General features: G+C 69.6%; 20 protein-coding genes and 1 tRNA gene. 14 read left to right on the forward strand and 7 right to left on the reverse strand.

What is annotated here, in order from left to right:
- Positions 1-61 precede the first annotated feature (61 nt).
- Both ACSYGN_RS28870 and ACSYGN_RS28875 read left to right on the forward strand, forming a co-directional pair.
- Positions 62-1,210 carry a DUF475 domain-containing protein gene (locus ACSYGN_RS28870; RefSeq protein WP_460400660.1) on the forward strand — a complete coding sequence of 383 codons (1,149 nt, stop codon included), beginning with the start codon at positions 62-64 and terminating at the stop codon, positions 1,208-1,210.
- Between the two features lie 103 nt (positions 1,211-1,313).
- Positions 1,314-2,057 carry a TerD family protein gene (locus ACSYGN_RS28875; protein ID WP_460400662.1) on the forward strand — a complete coding sequence of 248 codons (744 nt, stop codon included), beginning with the start codon at positions 1,314-1,316 and terminating at the stop codon, positions 2,055-2,057.
- Positions 2,058-2,173: 116 nt separating this feature from the next.
- Here the strand turns inward: ACSYGN_RS28875 and ACSYGN_RS28880 are convergent, their stop codons facing one another.
- A complete protein-coding gene (locus ACSYGN_RS28880; protein ID WP_460400664.1) occupies positions 2,174-3,028 on the reverse strand; it encodes a TerD family protein in 855 nt (284 codons plus the stop codon).
- A gap of 196 nt (positions 3,029-3,224) precedes the next feature.
- On the opposite strand from ACSYGN_RS28880, the gene ACSYGN_RS28885 reads away from it, so the two are divergent.
- Genes ACSYGN_RS28885 through ACSYGN_RS28895 form a run of 3 tightly spaced genes read left to right on the forward strand, consistent with a single transcriptional unit; the run spans position 3,225 to position 7,709 of the window.
- Positions 3,225-4,391, forward strand: a complete 1,167-nt coding sequence (locus tag ACSYGN_RS28885; RefSeq protein ID WP_460400666.1) for an HpcH/HpaI aldolase/citrate lyase family protein — start codon at positions 3,225-3,227, stop codon at positions 4,389-4,391.
- Between the two features lie 13 nt (positions 4,392-4,404).
- Positions 4,405-6,894, forward strand: coding sequence for a phosphoribosyltransferase (locus ACSYGN_RS28890; RefSeq protein ID WP_460403799.1), 2,490 nt, complete (start codon positions 4,405-4,407; stop codon positions 6,892-6,894).
- On the forward strand, positions 6,894-7,709 hold the full coding sequence (locus tag ACSYGN_RS28895; protein WP_460400668.1) for an HAD family hydrolase: 816 nt from the start codon (positions 6,894-6,896) through the stop codon (positions 7,707-7,709). Before ACSYGN_RS28890 ends, ACSYGN_RS28895 begins: the two co-directional genes overlap by 1 nt.
- Positions 7,710-7,729: 20 nt before the next feature.
- Here ACSYGN_RS28895 and ACSYGN_RS28900 read toward each other — a convergent pair whose 3' ends face one another.
- On the reverse strand, positions 7,730-7,963 hold the full coding sequence (locus ACSYGN_RS28900) for an FmdB family zinc ribbon protein (RefSeq protein ID WP_460400670.1): 234 nt from the start codon (positions 7,961-7,963) through the stop codon (positions 7,730-7,732).
- Between the two features lie 803 nt (positions 7,964-8,766).
- Here ACSYGN_RS28900 and ACSYGN_RS28905 point away from each other — a divergent pair.
- Together ACSYGN_RS28905 and ACSYGN_RS28910 are read left to right on the forward strand one after the other, a co-directional pair.
- Positions 8,767-11,028: a transglycosylase domain-containing protein gene (locus ACSYGN_RS28905; RefSeq protein WP_460403801.1), complete on the forward strand. Its 2,262-nt coding sequence runs from the start codon at positions 8,767-8,769 to the stop codon at positions 11,026-11,028.
- A 66-nt stretch (positions 11,029-11,094) separates the two neighbouring features.
- Positions 11,095-12,369, forward strand: a complete 1,275-nt coding sequence (locus ACSYGN_RS28910) for a polysaccharide deacetylase family protein (protein ID WP_460400672.1) — start codon at positions 11,095-11,097, stop codon at positions 12,367-12,369.
- Between the two features lie 15 nt (positions 12,370-12,384).
- Here the strand turns inward: ACSYGN_RS28910 and ACSYGN_RS28915 are convergent, their stop codons facing one another.
- Positions 12,385-12,987 (reverse strand): DUF4383 domain-containing protein, encoded by a 603-nt coding sequence (locus tag ACSYGN_RS28915; protein ID WP_460400674.1) that lies wholly within the window; start codon positions 12,985-12,987, stop codon positions 12,385-12,387.
- Positions 12,988-13,274: 287 nt separating this feature from the next.
- Positions 13,275-14,561 carry a hypothetical protein gene (locus ACSYGN_RS28920; RefSeq protein ID WP_460403803.1) on the reverse strand — a complete coding sequence of 429 codons (1,287 nt, stop codon included), beginning with the start codon at positions 14,559-14,561 and terminating at the stop codon, positions 13,275-13,277.
- Positions 14,562-14,880: 319 nt separating this feature from the next.
- Between ACSYGN_RS28920 and ACSYGN_RS28925 the strand changes: the two genes are divergently transcribed.
- Positions 14,881-14,952: transfer RNA gene (locus tag ACSYGN_RS28925), tRNA-Val, on the forward strand.
- Between the two features lie 88 nt (positions 14,953-15,040).
- On the opposite strand, the gene ACSYGN_RS28930 is transcribed toward ACSYGN_RS28925, so the two are convergent.
- The 3 genes from ACSYGN_RS28930 to ACSYGN_RS28940 form a co-directional block, all read right to left on the reverse strand.
- Positions 15,041-16,387, reverse strand: a complete 1,347-nt coding sequence (locus ACSYGN_RS28930; protein ID WP_460400676.1) for a hypothetical protein — start codon at positions 16,385-16,387, stop codon at positions 15,041-15,043.
- A gap of 28 nt (positions 16,388-16,415) precedes the next feature.
- Positions 16,416-16,823 carry a hypothetical protein gene (locus ACSYGN_RS28935; protein WP_460400678.1) on the reverse strand — a complete coding sequence of 136 codons (408 nt, stop codon included), beginning with the start codon at positions 16,821-16,823 and terminating at the stop codon, positions 16,416-16,418.
- A gap of 97 nt (positions 16,824-16,920) precedes the next feature.
- Complete coding sequence (locus ACSYGN_RS28940; protein WP_460400680.1) at positions 16,921-17,424, reverse strand: helix-turn-helix transcriptional regulator; 504 nt, start codon at positions 17,422-17,424, stop codon at positions 16,921-16,923.
- Positions 17,425-17,631: 207 nt separating this feature from the next.
- On the opposite strand from ACSYGN_RS28940, the gene ACSYGN_RS28945 reads away from it, so the two are divergent.
- From ACSYGN_RS28945 to ACSYGN_RS28970, 6 genes are all read left to right on the forward strand, one after another.
- Positions 17,632-17,847, forward strand: coding sequence for a helix-turn-helix domain-containing protein (locus ACSYGN_RS28945; RefSeq protein WP_460400682.1), 216 nt, complete (start codon positions 17,632-17,634; stop codon positions 17,845-17,847).
- A complete protein-coding gene (locus ACSYGN_RS28950; RefSeq protein WP_460400684.1) occupies positions 17,844-18,125 on the forward strand; it encodes a hypothetical protein in 282 nt (93 codons plus the stop codon). The genes ACSYGN_RS28945 and ACSYGN_RS28950 overlap by 4 nt, the downstream gene beginning before the upstream one ends.
- A gap of 90 nt (positions 18,126-18,215) precedes the next feature.
- Positions 18,216-18,800, forward strand: a complete 585-nt coding sequence (locus ACSYGN_RS28955; RefSeq protein ID WP_460400686.1) for a zinc finger domain-containing protein — start codon at positions 18,216-18,218, stop codon at positions 18,798-18,800.
- Complete coding sequence (locus ACSYGN_RS28960) at positions 18,797-19,189, forward strand: hypothetical protein (protein ID WP_460400688.1); 393 nt, start codon at positions 18,797-18,799, stop codon at positions 19,187-19,189. The genes ACSYGN_RS28955 and ACSYGN_RS28960 overlap by 4 nt, the downstream gene beginning before the upstream one ends.
- Positions 19,186-19,386, forward strand: coding sequence for a hypothetical protein (locus ACSYGN_RS28965; RefSeq protein WP_460400690.1), 201 nt, complete (start codon positions 19,186-19,188; stop codon positions 19,384-19,386). Before ACSYGN_RS28960 ends, ACSYGN_RS28965 begins: the two co-directional genes overlap by 4 nt.
- A complete protein-coding gene (locus tag ACSYGN_RS28970; protein ID WP_460400692.1) occupies positions 19,383-20,642 on the forward strand; it encodes an AAA family ATPase in 1,260 nt (419 codons plus the stop codon). The genes ACSYGN_RS28965 and ACSYGN_RS28970 overlap by 4 nt, the downstream gene beginning before the upstream one ends.

The raw sequence follows: 20,642 nt of genomic DNA on the forward strand, positions 1-20,642 counted from the left end.
TCCCCCAGGTCCAGTCGGAAGACTGTCTGGGAGGTGCCCGCAACACACTTTGGGGTAGCCAGTGCTTCTTAAAACCTTCGGCTGGTCGTTCGCGATTACCGTGATCGGCCTGGCCGCTGCGCTCCTCTACGGGGGGTGGGAGGCATTCGGCATCGTGGCGATCCTCTCGGTCCTCGAGATCTCGCTGTCGTTCGACAACGCGGTGGTCAACGCCGGAATCCTGAAGAAGATGACCGCCTTCTGGCAGAAGATCTTCCTCACGGTCGGTGTTCTCATCGCCGTCTTCGGCATGCGGCTGATCTTCCCGGTGGTGATCGTCGCGGTCACCGCCAAGATGGGTCCGATCGAGGCGGTCAATCTCGCGCTGAACAACAAGGACCGCTACCAGCAACTCGTCACGGACGCCCACCCGGCGATCGCCGCCTTCGGCGGCATGTTCCTTCTGATGATCTTCCTCGACTTCATTTTCGAGGACCGGGACATCCAGTGGCTCCAGTGGATAGAGCGTCCGCTCGCCAAGCTCGGCAAGGTCGACATGCTGTCGGTCTGCATCGCTCTGATCGTCCTGCTGATCACGTCCTTCACCTTCGCCACCCAGGCCCACCAGCACGGCGGCGTGCACGCCGACAAGGCAGAGACCGTGCTGATCGCGGGCATCGCCGGTCTGATCACCTACATGGTCGTGGGCGGACTCTCCGGCTACTTCGAGGACCGTCTGGAAGAAGACGAGGAACGGGAGCACGAGGAGGAGGAAGAGGCCGCGCGCACCGGCAAGAAGCGCGCGGCGGTCGTCCTGGCCGGTCAGGCCGCCTTCTTCATGTTCCTCTACCTGGAGGTCCTCGACGCGTCGTTCTCCTTCGACGGTGTGATCGGCGCGTTCGCCATCACCAACGACATCGTCCTGATGGCCCTCGGCCTCGGCATCGGTGCCTTGTACGTCCGGTCGCTCACGGTCTACCTGGTCCGCCAGGGCACCCTCGACGACTACGTCTATCTGGAGCACGGCGCCCACTACGCGATCGGCGCGCTGGCCGTGATCCTCATGATCACCATCCAGTACGAGATCAACGAGGTCATCACCGGTCTCGTCGGCGTCGTCCTGATCGCCTGGTCCTTCTGGTCGTCCGTGCAGCGCAACCGGGCACTGGCGGCCGAAGAGGGAAAAGCCGAGGGATCGGACTCGAAGACTGAGGTGTCCTCCGGAGTGTGACGACCCTCCGGGCGAGGGAACGCTCTGTGCGGGGCGGCCACCAGAGGACGCGTCCTCCTCCGGCCGCCCCGCCGGTACGTTTCAGTGGGACGTGGGGGCGGGAATGGGATTCTTCGACGGGCTCCTGGGCAGCAGGGCCGCCGACTTCGACTCGGGCAGCGCGGGCAGCAACGCGATCGAGTTGACCAAACGGCACGGGCAGGTGTCGCTGACCAAGCAGGGCGCGGCGACCGGCCATCTGCGCATCAACCTGACCTGGCGGATGCGGACCTCCGACATCGGCGGCATCCAGCGGGAGAGCCTGCTGCGGCACCCCTTCAGGGCGCTGAAGCCGCCGGAGGTCATGGGACACAGCCAGAGCATGGTCAACGTCGACCTCGACCTGGGCTGCCTCTACGAACTCGCCGACGGCACCAAGGGCGTCGTCCAGCCGCTCGGCGGCTACCTAGGCGACGTCAACGCTCCGCCGTACGTCAAGCTCAGCGGCGACGACCGGTTCGGCTCGGCGTCCGGCGAGACGATGTACATCAATCTCGACCACCGCGACAACATCAAGCGGCTCCTGGTCTTCGTGTACATCTACGACCAGACACCCGCCTTCGACCGCACCCAGGCCATGGTCACCCTCTACCCCAGCAACGGCCCCCGCGTAGAAATCGCCCTGGACGAACGCCACCCCCAGGCCCGCTCCTGCGCCGTTGTCTTGATAGAGAACGTCAAGGGCGAACTGGTGGTCCGCCGAGAGGTCAAGTTCGTCTACGGCTTCCAAGCGGAGCTTGATCGCCTCTACGGGTGGGGATTGCAGTGGGGCAGGGGCTACAAGACGAAGCAGGAGCAGCTTCCCTAGGGCAGCTTGTCAGCAGGGGTACGGCAACTCCCCAGGGGCGCGGGGCTGTGTCTATATGCGGCTCCGCCGCGTGGGCGCGACCAGCCACTACGCACCCGCACCCGAAAAACGACCGCTCACCGCCCTATGAACTGAGGCCCCTGCGGCGGCATCCGAAAGTCGGGGTCGGGGGCCACAGCCACCGGAACCGGCGCCGGCGGCGGATACCCGTACCCCGACGGAGCCGCGGCGGCAGCCGGAGGGTACCCGTACCCCGACGGACTCCCCGCCTGCGGATACCCGTACGCCGACGTGGTCGGAGGCGCAGCTTGCGGATACCCGTAAGTGGGCGGCTGCTCCGGAGGCAACGGCTGCCCGGACACCGAAGGAACCGGCACCGAAGGAACCGGCACCGAAGGAACCGGAGCCACAGGCTCGGCCGGAGCCTCCGACTCGTCCACCGAGATCCCGTAGTCCGTCGCCAGCCCCCGCAGCCCGTCCGAGTACCCCTCCCCGACCGCGCGGAACTTCCACCCTTCGCCCCGCCGGTACAGCTCACCGCAGATCAGCGCGGTCTCCCGCCCCGTCTCCGGCGTGATGTCGAAGTACGCCAGCGGCTCCCCCTCGCCGACCGCGGTGTCGTAGAGCATGATGCGCAGCGCACGGACCTGCTCGAAGGGGTAGCCGTCAGCGGAGGCGACCAGCAGGACCCGTCCGACCGCCGGTTCGACCCCGGCCAGATCCGTCTGGATCGTGTCGGTCAGCGCCTCGGCGACCCGCTTCTTGCCGAGTCGCAAGACCTTCCCGGAGGGGTGCCGTGGCTGGTTGTAGAAGACGAAGTCCTCGTCGGACCGCACACGGCCGTCGGGTCCGAGCAGCAGCGCCGAGGCGTCGACGTCCGGAACCCCCTGACCCGGTGTCCAGCGCAGCACGGCGCGCACCGTAGTGGCTTCCAGCGGGACGTTCGACCCCTTCAGCATCGCGTGCGTCATGCGGCCATCCTGCCCTCTCGGTCCTGGTCACGACAAAACGGAGTTCCCGGGCCCGGTTGCCGTCGAATCGTTGCCGACATGGCCGGGTTACCAGAAGTTCATGCCTGGCGGGAACCTCATACTTGGGTTTCTACGTACTATTACCGGCCACCCTTTACCTAATCCACAGGCTTACCAGTACCATTTGGGGAGTCGTATGCGTCATTTCGGGCACATCGCCGCAGATCAGCGGCGGCGCCTCTTCCATCAGGAACCGTGCGAGTTCACCGCCGACTCCTCGGCCCGGCTGCTCGCCGTCGCGCTGGGCGCCACGCTCTACAGTCCGGCCACCAGACCGCACCTCGCCGACGACATCGTCAAGCGGGCCGCGCTGGGCGTGGTGTCGATGGTGCTGTGCCTGGAGGACTCGATCGGCGACGAGGACGTACCGGCGGGAGAGGAGAACCTGGTCCGCCAGTTCGCCGACCTCGCCGACCGCCCCGGCGTCGAGCTGCCGCTGCTGTTCATCCGGGTCCGCGTCCCCGAGCAGATCCCCGACCTGGTGGAACGGCTCGGCACGTCGGTCCGGCTGCTGTCCGGCTTTGTGATCCCGAAGTTCACCGAGGAGCGCGGGATGCCGTTCCTGGAGGCGCTGGCCGCGGCGGAGGCGGCCAGTGGGCGCCGGCTGTTCGCGATGCCGGTGCTGGAGTCGCCCGAGCTGCTGTACCGCGAGTCGCGGGTGGAGGCGCTGGAGGGCGTCTTCCGCGCCGTCGACAAGTACCGCGACCGGGTTCTCGCGCTGCGCCTCGGTGTCACCGACTTCTGCTCCTCGTACGGGCTGCGCCGGGCGCCCGACATGACGGCGTACGACGTCCACATCGTCGCCTCGGTGATCGCGGACGTGGTCAACATGCTGGGCCGCGCCGACGGCACCGGGTTCACCGTGACCGGGCCGGTGTGGGAGTACTTCCGGGTCCCGGAGCGGGTGTTCAAGCCGATGCTGCGCTCCAGCCCCTTCCTGGAGGGCCAGGCCGTCGAACTGCGCGAGCGGCTGATCGAGCACGCCATGGACGGACTGCTGCGGGAGATCTGCCTGGACCAGGCCAACGGCCTCAGCGGCAAGACCTGTATCCACCCCTCGCATGTCATCCCGGTGCACGCGCTGTCCGTGGTCAGCCACGAGGAGTTCAGCGACGCCGCGGACATCCTGCGGCCCGAGCGGGGCGGCGGGGGAGTGCTTCGCTCGCAATACACGAACAAGATGAATGAAGTGAAACCGCACCGCGCCTGGGCCGAGCGCACCATGCTGCGCGCGGAGGTCTTCGGCGTGGCCAACGAGGACGTCAACTTCGTCGAGCTGCTCGCCGCCGGGATACCCGGCTGAAGCGATGGGACTCATGAACAACGCCGGGAACCACTCGGTCTGGTCCGGAGCCTGGGTCGCCGAGCGGCTCGGTGTCGAACTCCGGGGCGACGCCGAGCTGACCGACCTGCTCGGGCTCGCGCTGCGCCGCAACCCCAAGCGGGCCCATCTGCTGGTGTCGAACGTGCTGGGCAAGCATGTGCCCCAGTCGCCGTCCGTCGTCTACGGCTACGGGGTCGCTCTCGGCCGCCGGGTGCGCGACCTGCTCGGCCCGGAGCACGAGCGGGCCGTCGTCCTCGGCTACGCGGAGACCGCCACCGGGCTCGGCCACTCGGTCGCCGACGGCCTCGGTGACGCCCCCTGTCTGCACTCCACCCGGCGCCCGGTCGAGGGGGTGGCGCGGGCGGGCGGCTTCGAGGAGTCCCACTCGCACGCGACCTCGCATCTGCTGCTGCCGGAGGATCCGGCCCTGCTGAGGGGCGACGGCCCGCTGGTCCTGGTCGACGACGAGTTCTCCACCGGCAACACGGTCCTGAACACCATCCGCGACCTGCACGAGCGCTACCCCAGACGGCGGTACGTGGTCGTGGCCCTGGTCGACATGCGCTCACCGGCCGACGCGAGCCGCCTGGACGCCTTCGCCCACGAGATCGGCGCCCGCGTCGACCTCGTCGCCGCGGCCTCCGGCACGGTGACCCTCCCGGAGGGGGTCCTGGAGAAGGGCCGGCGGCTGGTGGCGCAGCACGAACAGCAGCCCCTTGCGGACGCCGCCGACGAGCCCGCCCGCGGGCGGATCCGCAGGGTCCGGCTCGCCTGGCCCCACGGACTGCCCGACGGCGGCCGGCACGGGTTCTGGCCGCGGCACCGGGACCGGCTGGAGAACGCGCTGCCCGCCATGGCCGCGCGGTTGGCCGAGGCGCTTCCCGGGGATGCCCGGAGGGTGCTGGTGCTCGGGTTCGAGGAGCTGATGTACGCGCCGCTCAGGCTGGCGCGGGAGCTGGAGCATGTGGTGGGTGCCGAGGTGCGGTACTCCACCACCACCCGCTCGCCCGTCCTCGCCGTGGACGATCCCGGGTACGCGATACGCAGCCGCATCGTGTTCCCCGCCCACGACGACCCCGCCGACGGCCCCGGCGAGCGCTACGCCTACAACGTCGCCGGAGCCGGTTTCGACGCCGTCGTCGCCGTGGTCGACTCGGTCGCCGACACCCCCGCACTGCACGCGCCCGGCGGCCTGCTGGCCCGGCTCGCCGAGCACACCCCGCATGTCCTCCTCGCGGTCGTACCGTCGTACGTCCCCGAGCCGGCGCGCCCCGCCGACGCCCCCGCCGCCCTCGCCGGCACCCCCACCGCAGAAAGAGCCGCCATGCTGCCCGAGCCCCTCCGCGGACCGGCCTTCTCCTCGTACGCGCCCGAGGAGGTCGGCTGGCTGCTCCAGGACCTCTCGGACGTGACCCTGGAGGCCCCGACCGAGGAGCGTGAGGAGGCCATCCAGAGCGGCGGCGCGCACTACGCCGAGTCGCTGCCGGTGGAGTACCAGCCCAGCGAGCAGTACCAGGCGCTGTTCCACGCGGCGCTGGAGGAGTCCGCCGGGCGGATCGCCCACGCCGTCGGCGTCGTGACGGAGACCGTGCTCGCCGAGGGCTCGCCCCGCCCGGTGCTGGTCTCCCTGGCCCGCGCCGGTACCCCCGTCGGGGTGCTGATGCGGCGCTGGGCGCAGTACCGGCACGGTCTCGACCTGCCGCACTACGCCGTGTCGATCGTCCGCGGCCGGGGCATCGACGCCAACGCGCTGCGCTGGCTGGCCGCCCACCACGACCCCCGGGACGTCGTGTTCGTCGACGGCTGGACCGGCAAGGGCGCCATCACCCGCGAACTCACCCAGGCCATAGAGGAGTTCGGGAAGACCGAGGGGATCAGCGGGTTCAACCCCGAGATCGCCGTGCTCGCCGACCCCGGCTCCTGCGTACGGACCTACGGCACCCGGGAGGACTACCTCATCCCCTCCGCCTGCCTCAACTCCACCGTCTCCGGCCTGATCTCCCGTACGGTGCTGCGCGCCGACCTGGTCGGTCCCGACGACTTCCACGGCGCGAAGTTCTACCGCGAACTCGCCGGGACGGACGTCTCCGCCGTCTTCCTCGACGCGGTCTGCGCCCGCTTCCCCGAGGCCGACGACACCGTCGACACGGCGGTCAAGGAACTCCTCGCCGCCGACCGCACCCCCACCTGGGAGGGCTGGGCGGCCGTCGAGCGGATCAGTGAGGAGTACGGCATCCACGACATGAATCTCGTCAAGCCGGGCGTCGGCGAGACGACGCGCGTCCTGCTGCGCCGGGTGCCGTGGAAGATCCTCGCCCGGGCCGGGGCGGGCGCCGACCTGGCCCATGTCCGGCTGCTCGCCGAGCAGCGCGGGGTACCCGTCGAGGAGGTCGACGGGCTGCCGTACACCTGCGTCGGACTGATCCACCCCAAGTACACGCGCGGGGCGACCGGCGCCGACGGCCGGGCGGTGAACCTGTGATGCCGGTGCTGGTGGCCAGCGATCTCGACCGCACGCTGATCTACTCCTCGGCGGCCCTCGGTCTGACCATGCCCGATCCCCGGGCACCCCGGCTGCTGTGCGTGGAGGTCCACGAGAGCAGGCCGCTCTCCTTCATGACGGAGACCGCGGCCCAGCTCCTGGCGGACCTCGGTGACGCCGCGGTGTTCGTGCCGACGACCACTCGCACCCGCAAGCAGTACCTGCGCATCAATCTGCCGGGCCCGGAACCCAAGTACGCGATCTGCGCCAACGGCGGTCATCTGCTCGTGGACGGTGTGACCGACCCCGACTGGCACCGGCAGGTCACCGAGCGGCTCGCCGACGAGTGCGCGCCGCTCGCGGAGGTGTGCGAGCACGTCGAGAACACCGCCGACCCGCTGTGGCTGCGCAAGCAGCGTGTCGCCGAGGACCTGTTCGTCTATCTCGTCGTGGAGCGCGAGCTGCTGCCCGAGGAGTGGGTGAAGGAGCTGGCCGCCTGGGCGGAGTACCGCGGCTGGACGGTCTCGCTCCAGGGCCGCAAGCTCTACGCCGTCCCCAAGCCGCTCACCAAGAGCGCGGCCGTCCGCGAGATCGCCCGCCGCACCGGCGCCGAACTCACCCTCACCGCGGGCGACTCCCTTCTCGACGCCGACCTGCTGCTGGCCGCCGACCGCGGCTGGCGGCCGGGGCACGGGGAACTGGCGGACAGCGAGTGGACCGCCCCGGCGATCACCGCCCTGCCGGAGCGGGGTGTGCTCGCGGGGGAGCGGATCCTGCGGGAGTTCCTGAAGGCCGCCCGGGCGCCGAGGCCATAGGCCCTACGGCCCCTTGCGGGTCAGCCGCCGCAGCATCCTCCGCCGCAGCAGCCGCCCCCGCCTCCGCCGCCCGATGCCCGCCCGGTGGCGGGGGCGGTTGACGTGCCCCCAACGGATACCGATACCGTCGACAGAAGTCTCACCGTGTTCTCATGTCCGGCCGGGCAGCTCGCCGGAGCCGAGGACTCGGCCATGGGGCGGCTCAGTTCGAACGTGTTGTCGCAGGTCCGGCAGCGGTACTCATAGCGAGGCATACGCTCAGGTTAACGGGCGTGACGATCCTCACGGCCCTCTGCGTTTCTCATGTGTTCGTTTCTGTCCAGTTCCCATGAGGAGAAATTGAAAAGATCGCTGATAATTTTGTAGCGCCGCGAGGGCCGCGAGGCGGCTGAAAACGAGGGGGCTCGCTGCCGTTGACCACGGCAGCTGCGTCTACCCGCGCGAGCACCACGGAGTGCGGAGGGAGAACGCAGTCGTGAGCGAGACGGGACAGGGGGCGGGCGAGGAACGCCGTCGGCCCCGCGGTCGCCGTGCGGCGCCGAAGAAGTCCTGGTCCTGGTTCGACCGCCAGGAGGCGGCCGCCGAGGGGGAGACACCGGCGGCCGGGGCGAATGCGGACGGGGAGATATCCGAGACATTCGAGATATCCGAGACGCCCGAGACGCCCGAGATATCTGGCATACCCGGGACATCCGGAACAGCCGGGATATCCGGGGCGCCTCAAGCGCCGGACGCCACCATGCAGTTGAAGGTCGACGACCTTCGCCGCTCGGTGGGCGCCACCGGTGCCGCGGACACCCGCGCCGAACGCAACGCCCGTGAGGCGCGACCCCCGGCCGGTATGCCGGACGGGCCGGGAAGGCCGGACGCCGCCCCCGGCGAGGCCAAGGCGGCCAAAGCGCCCAAGGCGCCTAAGGTGCGCAAGTCACCCAAGACGCCCAAGTTGCCCCAAAGGCCCGCAGGGCAGGGGAAATCGGGCGGTCCGGACGGTCGGAACGGGCCGAAGTGGGCGCAAGGGCGCCAGGCGCCGGAACCGTCCAACGCCCCTGACGCCACGATGCAGCTGAAGGTCGACGACCTCCGCAAGGCCGTGGACGAGCTGCGCCGGACGAACCCCGGCGCCCGCCCCGACGAGACCATGCAGCTCCGCATCCTCCCCCCGGAAGCAGCCGACGGCGCGACCCGGGAGACGGCCGACGAAGCGGGCGAACCGGTCCGACTCCCCGCCACCCCCAACCGCTTCACCGCCGCCTTCCGTGGCCGCCTCGCGCCCGTCATCGCCCCCGTCACCGCGGCCCTCGCCCCGCTCACCGCCCGGCTCGGCACCTGGCTCGCCCCGCTCACCGCGCGCCTGGCGCCGTACACCGAGCGCGTCACGCCCCACCTCCAGCGGTTGAAACCGCAGTACCCGCGCCCCGGCCGCACCGGCTGGCAGCGCTGGATACCCTCCTGGCGGCAGTCGCTCGGCGGTGCGTTCTCGGCGTTCGGCCTGCTCTTCATGTTCCTGGTCGTCGCCTACGCCGCCACCGACATCCCGACGAACCTCAACTCGTACGCCACCCAGCAGGACAACGTCTTCTTCTGGTCCGACGGCACGCCCATGGCCCGTACCGGCTGGGTGCAGCGGCAGGCGATGCCGCTGAAGGACATCCCGAAGGACGTCCGCTGGGCGGTGCTGGCCGCGGAGAACGAGAGCTTCTACTCCGACCCCGGGATCAGCGTCAAGGGCATCACCCGCGCGCTGTACCGCACGATCGGCTCGGGCGACACCGAGGGCGGCTCCACCATCACCCAGCAGTACGTCAAGAACGTCTATCTGACCCAGAACCAGACGGTCAGCCGCAAGTTCACCGAGGCGATGATCTCCCTCAAGCTCGACAACCGGATGAGCAAGGACCAGATCCTCGAGGGCTATCTCAACACGAGCTGGTTCGGCCGCGGCACCTACGGCATCCAGCGCGCCTCCCAGGCGTACTACGGCAAGGACGTCAGCAAGCTCAACGCCAGCGAGGCCGCGATGCTCGCCTCCCTGCTCAAGGGCGCGGGCCTGTACGACCCCACCCTCAGCACGGCCAACCACGCCCGTGCCGTCGACCGCTGGAACTGGATCCTCGACCGCATGGTGAAGATCGGCAAGCTGTCCCCGGCCGAGCGGGCGAAGTACAAGACCTTCCCCGACCCGCTGAAGACGAACCCGCTCTACGAGACCGGCCAGCAGAGCGACTACCTGGTCGAGCTGGTGACGCAGTACGCCAAGAAGTCCGCGCACATCTCCGACCGGGACTTCGACCTCGGCGGCTACCAGATCTACACGACCTTCGACCGCAAGCGGGAGTCCGCGCTCACCGCCGCCGTCACCAAGGCCCGCAAGGCGGCCCTCAAGAGCGACCCGGCCAAGGCGAAGACCGCGCACTACGGCGCCGCCTCGGTCGCCGCCGACGGCCGGGTCCTCGCCGTCTACGGCGGGCCCAACCACGCCACCCAGGGTTACAACGAGTCCAACGCCACCACGGTGCCCGCCGGTTCGGCGTTCCAACCGTTCGTGTACGCGGCCGGGCTCCAGTACGGCGTCACCAAGGAGCGCGACGAGACCCGCCAGCAGATCACCCCCGAGACGATCTACAACGGGAACGACGGAGTGCCCGTCACCACCCCCGAAGGCCCCTACTGGGACCGCAGCGGCAACAAGGTCTCCGCCCACAACGACGGCGGCAAGAACTGGGGGCAGATCAGCCTGCGCACCGCGCTCGCCCAGTCCGTGAACACGCCGTTCATGCAGCTCGGCATGGACACCGGGCTGGACAAGGTGAAGCGGACCGCCATCGACTCGGGGCTGCTGGAATCCAGCATGGGCCCGCAGGTGCCCGCCCTGTCCCTGGGCAGCGCCACGCCCAGCGCCATCCGCATGGCCGACGGCTACGCCACCTTCGTCGCCGAGGGCCTGCACACCGAGCCGTACTCGGTGCGCCGTATCACCCGCAACGGCGGCGCGGTCCCGCTGGACACGCCCCAGCCGACCCGCGCGGTCAGCGCGAAGGCCGCGCAGGACGTCGAGGCCGCCCTCACCGACTCCTTCCAGCTCGCCCACCCCACCGGCGCCCCCGTCTCGGGCACGGTGGCCGGCAAGGCGGGAACCACCGACGACGACAAGGCTTCCTGGTACGTGGGCACCGCCGCGTCCGTGTCGACGGCCGTCGTCGTCTACCGCATCGACCTGGCCAAGAGCCTCGAACCGCTGCAACTCAAGGGGATCGCGGGCACCTCCGCGGACAGCGTGCCCTACGGCATCTGGTCCCACGCGCTGAGACGGTCCGGCTGACCGGAGACCGAGCCATCCGCCCCCGCCCCGCACCCGCACCCCCCACCCCATCGAAGTGAGCCGCGCATGAAGTCGACCTCCGGCCGCCGCCGCAGGGCCAAACCGCGTAACCGTGCCGCGCGCCCGGGCTTCCTGACCCTGGCGCTCCTCCTCGTCCTCGCGTCGACGGCGACGGGGTACCTGGTCCTGACCCGCCAGGACGACACCACGCCGACCGCGTCCGCCGGGGACAAGAGCAAGGCGACGCAGAAGGCGAGCGCGGAGCCCTCGTGGGACGGCAAGACAAAGGTGCTGGGGGACGGGTCGACCTCGTACACCGGGCCCCAGAAGGGGCAGCTCAAGGCTGTCCCGCTCAAGGCCGGCGAGAAGCCGCCCCAGTTCGTGGTGTTCTCCTGGGACGGCGGACTGGAGGGCAGCGACCATCTGTTCTCGCACTACCGGGAGCTGGCCAAGGAGTACAACGCCCACATGACCTTCTTCCTCACGGGCATCTATCTGCTGCCCAAGAGCAAGAAGGCCCTCTACCAGGGGCCGATGCACTCGGCGGGCGACGCCGCGATCGACTACGCCACCGACGAGCACATCCGCACCACCCTGGAGCAGCTGCGCGAGGCGTACAACGACGGCAACGAGATCGGCACGCACTTCAACGGCCACTTCTGCGAGGCCAAGGGCGGCGGCGAGTGGAGCGTCGACCAGTGGAAGAGCGAGATCGACCAGTTCTACGAGTTCGTGGAGAAGTGGAAGACCAACACCGGCTTCACGGACATCCCGGCGCTGCCCTTCGACTTCAAGAAGGAGGTCACCGGCGGCCGCGCGCCCTGCCTGGAGGGCCAGCCCAACCTGCTGAAGGCCATCAAGAGCTACGGCTGGCGCTATGACGCCAGCTCCCCGGGCGACTTCCAGATATGGCCGACGAAGAAGAACGGCATCTGGGACTTCCCGCTCCAGATGCTCCCCTTCTCGTCGAAGCACCAGGCCCTGTCGATGGACTTCAACTTCCTCTACAACCAGAACAACGGCGAGACCGACGGCGACCCGTCGAAGTACGCCGAGTGGGAGCAGCAGACCGTCGACTCGTACATGAACGGCTTCAACCGCGTCTACTACGGCAGCCGCGCGCCGCTGTTCATCGGCAACCACTTCGAGAACTGGAACGGCGGCATCTACATGAAGGCCGTCGACCAGGTCGTCAAGAACGTGTGCACCAAGAAGGGCGTCAAGTGCGTGTCCTTCAAGGAGCTCGCCGACTGGATGGACGTGCAGAAGCCGCAGACGCTCCAGAATCTGCGAAGCCTCGACCCGGCGCAGTCGCCGGACTGGTCGACGGTCGTCAAGTGACGCGCGCGGCGGCAGTCAGGTGATCTCGGGGCGGCGGGGCGCGGCCGCGTCCTCGGGGGCGCCGCCCGTGCCGCCGGTGTGGTCCGTATCGTCCGTGTAGCCCGGGTGCCGGTGGCGGTAGTAGGGGTTGTCGTGCGGCAAGGTCGCGCTGACTCTGCCGTACATCCCGAAGAACATCAGCAGGACGCCCACCACGAAGCTGAACAACACGTTCTGGATCTTGAACGCGAGGAAATTGTTGTCGGTGTCCAGCAGCGACAGATTCAGGAAGCCGCTGAGGATGAACAGCACACCGAGGCCCATGTTGAGCGTGGAGGCGAAGTTCCCGCCGATCACCATGCCGACCAGGAGCAGCAGCCCCACGCCGATCGACAGCCAGCTCAGCGCGCCGTTGGTGTTGAGGCCTGCGACGGTGTCCCCGCCGGTGTCGAAGAAGCCGACGTCGTCGATGACGCCGAAGATGCCGAAGACGAGCAGCGCGAGGCCCATCACACCCGCGCCGAACCGGTAGAACGTGCTGAGCCGGTGGTCGACGGGCAGATGCTCGTCGAGGAGCCGCTGGGACGTCCGGTGCGTCGTACGGTGCGTCGTCCGCCGGGGAGCTGCGTGCGCGGCCATGTCCGCCTCCCGCTGCCTGGGATGTGGTGGAGGCTCCGTTATGTCCAAATATCCGCCCCGCTGATCGGCCGGGCAACACCCACGGGCCGGGCGCTCGGACAGGCCCCATTGGCGGATCGTGGCAGGCCCTGAGCTGCCCCGGCGAAGTCGACTACGGTTCTGCAGCACCCCAAGGGGCGCGGGGCTGTGTCACCATGCGGCTCCGCCGCGGGGCGCGACCAGCCACGACGATGCCGCAGACGACAGACGGCATATCGCGGCCGCGCCAAGCGCTGGCGGTGGCCGCGCTAGCGGTGCCCGCGCTCCTCGCGGATCTGCGCGACCACCCCGGCCACCGTGTGCCGCACCTCTTCCGTCTCCATCAGGAAGTGCCAGTAGTCGGGGTGGCGGCCCTGCAGCGAGGCGACGGCGCGGTCCAGACGGGCCACGGATTCGTCCAGTGGGCGGGCGTGGCGCGGTTCCGGGGTGCTGCGGCCGGTCATCGCCAGCCGCTGGGCGTCCCGGATCGCGAACCGGGTGCGCTCGGTCTCCTGCTGGGGGTCCTTCTGCACCGCGTTCAGCCGCCGCAGCCGGTCGCCCGCGGCCGACACCGCCTCGTCGGTGGTGTTCAGCAGCGCCCGCACCGTGGACAGCAGACTGGTGGCGTCCGCCAAGTGCTGGGCGTCCCGCGCGGTCTGCGCCTCGGTGAGCTTCCGCTCGGCCTGCCGTACGTTCTCCGCGGCCATCTCCGGGACACGCTGGAGGTCCTGCCAGCAGGCGGCGGTGAAGCGCCGGCGCAGTTCGCTGAGCACCGGGTCCACCTGTCCGGCGCGGGTCGTGAGGGCCTCGGCGCGGGTGCGCAGGGAGACCAGGCGGTGGTCGATCTCGGCGGCCTTCTCCGGCAGCCGGTCGGCCTCCGCGCGGATCGCCTCGGCCTCCCGGGCGACCCGCTCGGCACGCTCCAGGGTGGCCTGCACACCGTGCTGTCCGGCGCCCTGGTTCAGCCGGGTCAGCTCGGGGCCGAGGGCGGCGAGCCGGGCGGCGAGCTCGCCGGCCGTCAGCCCGGTCTTCCGTACCGTGTCCAGGGCGGTCGTGGCGGCCAGCAGGGCTTGGCGGGCCCGCTCCACGGCGGGGGCGACCCGGGCGAGCTGGGTCTCGGCCTTGCCGAGCAGCGGGCCGAGGCCGCTGCCGAAACGGTCCAGCTCCCCCTTGACGCGGATCAGTTCGTCCTTGGCGGCGGTCAGTTCGCCGCGTGCGCGGGAGGCGGCCGAGGCCTCCAGGTCGTCGCGGTCGAGGTCGTGCGCGTCGATGGCCTCGATGTAGCGGTTGCTCACGTCGTCGATACGGCGGCCCAGCGCGGCGAAGTCGGAGACCGCCCGGCGGGCGGCCGGGGTGTCGTCGACGGCGGTGATCGTCTCTATCGAGATCCGCAGATCGCGCTGGGCGGTGTCGAGTTCGTAGAACGCGGCCGCCGCGGCGTCCTTCGCCGCCTGCGCCTCGACCCGCTGGCTCTCCGCCCGGCCGCCGAACCAGCGCCGGGTGCCGCCGCCGGTGTACGCGGCGGGCCGGCTCACGACGGTCAGGGCGGCCAGCATGGGCAGGGCGAGCAGCGTGAGGGTGTCACGGACCGGACCGGAGGTCCCTCGGGGCGTCGCCGTCACATCCCTCTCCCGTGCGTTGTCCGCTGTCTGTCGCCGCTGTTCGCTGTGTACTCGTACCGCTGTTTGCTGTGCACTCGTGTGCTGTCCGTGCGGGACCTGTCCGAAACAGGCCATCGATGCTGCCATTCTCCCACCCGTATGAGGACGAACACATGGGCCGGTCGGTTCGCGTGACGTGCGGTTGTGTCACGACCGCCGGGATACGGGTTTGCGGTGCGGGGCCTCTGGCAATGTAGGCTGTCGACTCGTTCTCGGGTGCGTAGCTCAGGGGTAGAGCGCCTGCCTTACAAGCAGGATGTCGGCGGTTCGAAACCGTCCGCGCCCACGCAGGTCAGAGGCCCCTTACATGATCCGTAAGGGGCCTCTGGTAGATCGTTTAGGAGATTTTCGGGAGATCAACCCTCCCGGGCGTCTCAGGCGGCGGCGTTCCCCACCACCTGCTGGCCCCGCTTCCACCGCTCGGTCAGGCAGTCCAGCCGGTGCCGTCGCATCTCCGGCGTCACGTGCTCGTAGGTGCCCTCGATGTCCTTCGGTACCCATCCCATTGTCGCGAACCGCAGCGCCCGGTCCACCCGGTCTTCCTTCATCCACGTGTCCGCCGTGTGCCGGGCCCCGCGCATCGTGAACCTCGGCAGGATCGGCTCCCACCCCTCCCGGCCCGCGAAGCCGCGCTTCCGCGGGATCGCGTCGCGCCCGTCGGCCACCGGCCGCAACGCCCGGGAAAAGTTCCCTCGCAGCCACCACGTCCCCGACGGCGTGGTGAACGGATAATCGTGCGGCCATGACTCGATGTGGTCGGCGAGCAGCCGCACCAGGAACTCCGGCACGTCGGCCTCACGAGCCGAGTACTTGTTCTTCGGCGGCCCCAGGTACACGTCCAGCCGGTTCGCTGGCGCCTTCCGCCGGTTCGTCTTCCACCCCTTCTCCCGGCACATCTCCAGCCGCGCGTCCTCCGCAGCGTGCCAGGCCGCCAGACCATCGTCGTCCAGCTCGACCGGGTCCTCGTGGAGTGAGCCCACCTTCGGGTCGATGCGGATCACATGCCGGACGAACGTCCTGCCGCCCACCCTGTCCTCGCGCTTCAGCAGACAGTTGTCCTTGTGCAGGCCAGCCAGCTCGCCCCAGCGCAACCCGAGGAAGCAATCGGTCAGGATCATCAGCCCGTGCACGCCGCCGATGCGCTGGTTCATCCGGCATGCCTCGTCCGGCTGCGCCCACACCTCTTCCTCGTCGTCCTCGTCGACGTGGTCTGCGCCTACGAGGATGCGGCGCCCGAAGAGTTTGTTCACCGGGATGTACCCGGCGTCCTCGGCTCCGGCCAGGATCGTGCTGAGCAGGCTGCGCGCCTGCGCCACGGTGTCGGGGTCGTGCGGGCCGACGGGCTTCGACGCCCTCGTGGCCCAGCTCTGCACGGCGAAGACGTTGTTCACCTCCATGAGCGGCTTGTGCTCCCACTCCGGCAGCAGCAGCTTGTCCAGGAGGTACGCGCGGCTGCTGTGCGTCCGCGGGCGCTTGCGCACCGACGTCTTCCAGATCCCCACCCACTTGCCGAACGGCGTGCGCAGCTTTTCCGGGTCGATCCAGGTGCCAGCCCGGATTGCGGCCTCCTGCTGCTCTCCCCAGTCCTCAGCAACCTTCTTGGTCGGGAACCCCGGTTCGGATCCCCACGTCCCGTCCGGCTTCTTGTAGCGGGCCCGCCACGTGAACTGCTTTGTCTGCTTGCCGTTCCTGACCTTGTAGACCTTCTCTGCGTAGGCCACGTCCGCCCCTTTCCTCAGTGCCCGGCGGTCACACGGTGCCCATGTCCCAGTGTCCGGGCGGGTAGCGCGTCCAGCCGGGGGAGATGTCCGTCTGGGCGCGGCCGAGGCCGGCGGCGCCGCGTTCCGAGAGGAGGTCGGCGCGCAGCGTGTAGACGATGCCGTCCTCCAGGTCGTCGACGGCGATCGTCACGCCGTCGGGCATGACGGTCTTGCGCTCCATGATGACGGGAACGATGCGGCCGCGTGGCGCACCGGGAGGCCGCGGGTGCCACCGCCGGGCCAGCTCGGTGAAAAGCTGACGCAGGACGTCAACACCTTCGGCGGTGACGTCGTCCCAGTGCAGGTGGAACGTGCAGCGGTCGCCGCCTTCGTACTCGATCCAGGGCGTGAAGTACGGCTGGCCCTGGGGGTGTCGTTTCACCTCAATCGTGAGCATGGTAAAGCTCCCGGTCCGAGCGGTGCCCCCCTCTCGGTGACGGTAAGTGAATGCAACCATACGATCGGCTGCATTGCACATACCTCGCACGGGTCAATCAGGACTCTGCAACCTCATCGTCATCAGCCGCCAGATTCTGGAGATACCGGCGCACCTTGCGGTAGCGGGCAGCGATGCGGGCCACCTCCTCCGGCGTAGCGTCCTTACGCCCCTGGAGGACGAAGATCACATGCCCGTCATCCTCGTCCGGGCCCAAATTGATCACAGCCGATTCGAGGGTCTGGGACGACCTCAGCTCGTACTCGACTGCCGGCGGAAGCGGTAGGGGGGAACTCTCCGGGCGTACCTGCGCGAGATCGGCAAGCGTCGGTTCGGGCTCGCCTGCCACGATGCGCTCGGCTTCGCCGTCGGCGAAGCCGAGCAGCTTGGCGTACTCCCGGACTCTGTGGTTGACCGTTACGAACTGGCCGGCCTCGATGTTCTGGACCGTCGTGCGGCTGACGCCAAGCAGCTCCGCAGCGGCGGGCTGGGTGAGCCGAGGCCTGCGCGCCTCGCGCGCAACCTGGAGCCGAGTGCCCAGCCTCTTGGTTCCCTCATCCATAAATCCACATCCTGGCACACCCTGCTGCATGCCCATAGCTCAGATTCGAGCCTTTGACCTGGGCGAGATTCGGCAGGGTGCGCACCATGGGTTGCACCGAACCCCTTGCACTCTGCTCATATCGGTAGGCAGTCTGCCAACTCTGGTGAGGGAAAAAGTTGGCAGACTGCTTGCAATGTGTAGGCAGACTGTGGTGACAATGTTGGCGTGAAGCCCAACGGACCAATGATCAGGGGCGTTCGAGCAGGCAGGAGGCTAAGCCTTCGTGAGCTGGAAGCCAAGACCGGACTGAATCGCGGCTACCTCTCCCGGTTGGAGAGGGGCCACATCCAGGACGTCGGCTCTGAGCAGGTCCGTCGGGTAGCTGAGGCCTTCGATGTTCCCGAGGGCCTGCTCATCGACGCAGAGGAGTCGACACCGTGACCGCCAAGGCCACGAAGCCGCGCCGGGTCGCCGCAAAGGCCCCCAACATGCACAACTCGTCCACCATGCAGGGCAGTTCGGCGGAGGCCGAATTCCGACGCTGGACGCCGGAAGAGGTCGCCGAGAAGAAGTGGCTGCCGTACAGCGCCCGGATGATCCGCGAGAAGTGCTACCGGCGCCAGCTGTTCTGCCACCGCGACGGTGGCCGCATCACCTTCACCGCTGGCGACATCCGCCTCAACAACGAGGCCGGAGCCGTCCAGCCGCTGAGCGCCTGAGCCACCCATGACGCGCCGAAGGGCCGCCCGACTGCCAGGCCCGGCGACCCCTCAACCGGCGCCCCTACAGCAGAGAAAGCAGAGGTCACCGTGACCACTGAGACTACCGCCCAGCCGCTGCCGCGCCGCAGCGACTCCGGCATGCACAGCCGCGCCATCAACGCCGCCGCCGGCGTCCTCCTCGCCGCGAAGCAGCAGGGCAAGCAGTTCCCGATCGGCGTCGCCATCGCGCTCGACTCCGCGATCCTCCTCAACTCGCCGGAGCACGCCGCCGAGTTCGAGCGGATGCGCCAGCAGCTCGCCGCCGTCCTCGCCATCTGCGACAAGGCCGACTCCCACGGCATCACCACCGGCGGCCCCCTCACCATCGAGGCCGTGCGCGCCGCCGCAACCGGCAGGCACCCCGCCGACGACCCCATCGCTTACACGCTCACCGACGCCGCCAACGCCATCGTGGACGACGCCCCCGCGCGCCAGTTGCCCGCCCTCGCTGTCGCCTGCCCGTACTGCGCCGCGAAGCCCGGCGACCTGTGCACCTCGCACAGCGGCACCCGGCCCCGCCGCAAGGACGTCCACCGGCACCGCACCCTCGCCTGGAAGAACGCCGAGGCGGACGGCATCACCCGCCGCATCGCCCCCACCCAGGCCCTCAGCGAGCCGGGCGCCGCGTCGTGACTGCCCACGAGGACTACCCCGGCCAGCTCGACATGCTGCGCGGCCTCATCGCCACCATCCGCGCCGTCGCCGAACACGGCGACATCGCCGACGTCCGCAAACTCCTCGACGAGCACCAGAGCGACGAGCAGGACGCGATCGCGGCCTCCATCCGCACGGCCCTGCCCGTCAGCGAACGGCGCCTCGCCCAACTCCTCGACACCATCCGCACCCTTGGTGGCCGGTGGCCGGCCGGACGCGTGCAGGACCTGCGGCGCCTGACCGGCGGCGCCACCCAGCGCAGCATCGCCCGCCGCGACCTCGCCGAACTCCACCGCCGCGGGCACCTGGACCAGAACGGCCCGCGGGACGGCCGCTACTACACCCTCCGCCGGAAGGTCGACCGGTGAGCGCCGGGCGTGACCGCGGCAGCGACCAGTTCGTCACCGCCGACCGCGGTACCACCCGCGCCCAGCGGGCCGCCGCCTCCCGCCTCGTCCTGCGCCACGCGCGCAACCTGGCCGACCTGCGACTCCTCCTCGACGCCCTCGGCCTCAACACCACCTCCCAGCCGACGCCTCAGCTCAACCGGAGCACCACGTCATGACGACCTTCAGCTTCACCCCCGCCACCCGCGAAACCGCCCGGGCCCGCATCGGACTCCAGGGCCCGGCCGGATCCGGCAAGACCAAAACCGCGCTCCGTCTCGCCGAAGGCCTCGCCCAGGGCGGCCCCGTCGGCCTGGCCGACACCGAGCGCGGCTCCGCCCTCAAGTACGCCCCCGTCCCGGGCAAGCCCGAACTGGGCGGGCACTTCTTCGGCCACCTGCCGATGGACCGGCACGACCCCCGCGACCTGATCAAGGTCGTGAGGGCCGCCGAGGAAGCGGGCCTGGCCGTCCTCATCGTCGACTCCTGGAGCCACTTCTGGAACGGCCGCGGCGGACTCCTGGAGATCGTCGAAGAGGCCGGATCCCAGAAGGGCGCCGGCGGAACCTTCGGCGGCTGGCGCACCGGCAACCCGATCGAGCAGGAGATGCTCGACGCCCTGCTGAACTTCCGCGGTCACCTGATCGTGACCATGCGGACCAAGGGCGACTACGTGATCGAGGGAAAGAAGGTCACGAAGGTCGGAGTCAAGGCCGTCCAGCGCGAGGGCGCCGAATACGAGCTCGACGTCGTGATGGACATGGTGGAGGGAACCGCCACCGTCACGAAGACCCGCTACGAGCCGCTCAACGGCCAGGTCATCCATCACCCCGGCGAGGACGTTGCGGAGCTGATCCTGGAACAGCTCGGGCAGGGCGTCGACCCCGTCCAGGCGATCGTGGACGAGCTGACCGGCGAGGACCTGACGTACGAGCGGGCGCTGGAGCTGCACGCCCGGGCCAAGGGACGGCACCTCCTCAACGCCGGTCTGATGCACCCGGTGACGGGTGAGCCGACGACGCTCGGGGACCTGATCGTGGCCTACGGGCAGGCCGTCAAGGCGGCGGCGCCCGTCACGGCGGGTCCTACGACCCCGGCCTCCACGGCCGGATCTGGCACGCCGGAGGCCCCTGCGACGGCTCGTGCTGCGGAGCCTGAGCCGACACGCGCCCCCGGCCGGGCGACGCCCCCGCAGATGCGGCTCATGCACGCCGTCTTCAACCAGCTCGGAGTAACGGGCCGCGACGACCGGCTCCGCGCCACGTCACTGATCGTCGGCCGCAACGTGCCGTCGGCGAACGACCTGACGGCTGCCGAGGCGAAGACGCTGCTCGACACCCTCAGCGCGTACGGCGACCGCGGCGAGACCGCGGCCGGGGACTTCGCCGCCATGGTCAACGGCCTTGAGCAGAACGCACACCACACCGCCGCCTGA

The organism is Streptomyces sp. YIM S03343, assembly GCF_054729195.1.

Bases quoted from the DNA above. Each gene is read 5' to 3' on its own strand.
- ACSYGN_RS28885 (WP_460400666.1), top strand. From the start codon at position 3,225: ATGCGTCATTTCGGGCACATCGCCGCAGATCAGCGGCGGCGCCTCTTC.
- ACSYGN_RS28880 (WP_460400664.1), bottom strand. From the start codon at position 3,028: ATGACGCACGCGATGCTGAAGGGGTCGAACGTCCCGCTGGAAGCCACT.
- ACSYGN_RS28905 (WP_460403801.1), top strand. From the start codon at position 8,767: ATGCAGCTGAAGGTCGACGACCTCCGCAAGGCCGTGGACGAGCTGCGC.
- ACSYGN_RS28935 (WP_460400678.1), bottom strand. From the start codon at position 16,823: ATGCTCACGATTGAGGTGAAACGACACCCCCAGGGCCAGCCGTACTTC.
- ACSYGN_RS28875 (WP_460400662.1), top strand. From the start codon at position 1,314: ATGGGATTCTTCGACGGGCTCCTGGGCAGCAGGGCCGCCGACTTCGAC.
- ACSYGN_RS28920 (WP_460403803.1), bottom strand. From the start codon at position 14,561: ATGCTGGCCGCCCTGACCGTCGTGAGCCGGCCCGCCGCGTACACCGGC.
- ACSYGN_RS28970 (WP_460400692.1), top strand. From the start codon at position 19,383: ATGACGACCTTCAGCTTCACCCCCGCCACCCGCGAAACCGCCCGGGCC.
- ACSYGN_RS28895 (WP_460400668.1), top strand. From the start codon at position 6,894: ATGCCGGTGCTGGTGGCCAGCGATCTCGACCGCACGCTGATCTACTCC.
- ACSYGN_RS28900 (WP_460400670.1), bottom strand. From the start codon at position 7,963: ATGCCTCGCTATGAGTACCGCTGCCGGACCTGCGACAACACGTTCGAA.
- ACSYGN_RS28890 (WP_460403799.1), top strand. From the start codon at position 4,405: ATGAACAACGCCGGGAACCACTCGGTCTGGTCCGGAGCCTGGGTCGCC.
- ACSYGN_RS28940 (WP_460400680.1), bottom strand. From the start codon at position 17,424: ATGGATGAGGGAACCAAGAGGCTGGGCACTCGGCTCCAGGTTGCGCGC.
- ACSYGN_RS28915 (WP_460400674.1), bottom strand. From the start codon at position 12,987: ATGGCCGCGCACGCAGCTCCCCGGCGGACGACGCACCGTACGACGCAC.
- ACSYGN_RS28910 (WP_460400672.1), top strand. From the start codon at position 11,095: ATGAAGTCGACCTCCGGCCGCCGCCGCAGGGCCAAACCGCGTAACCGT.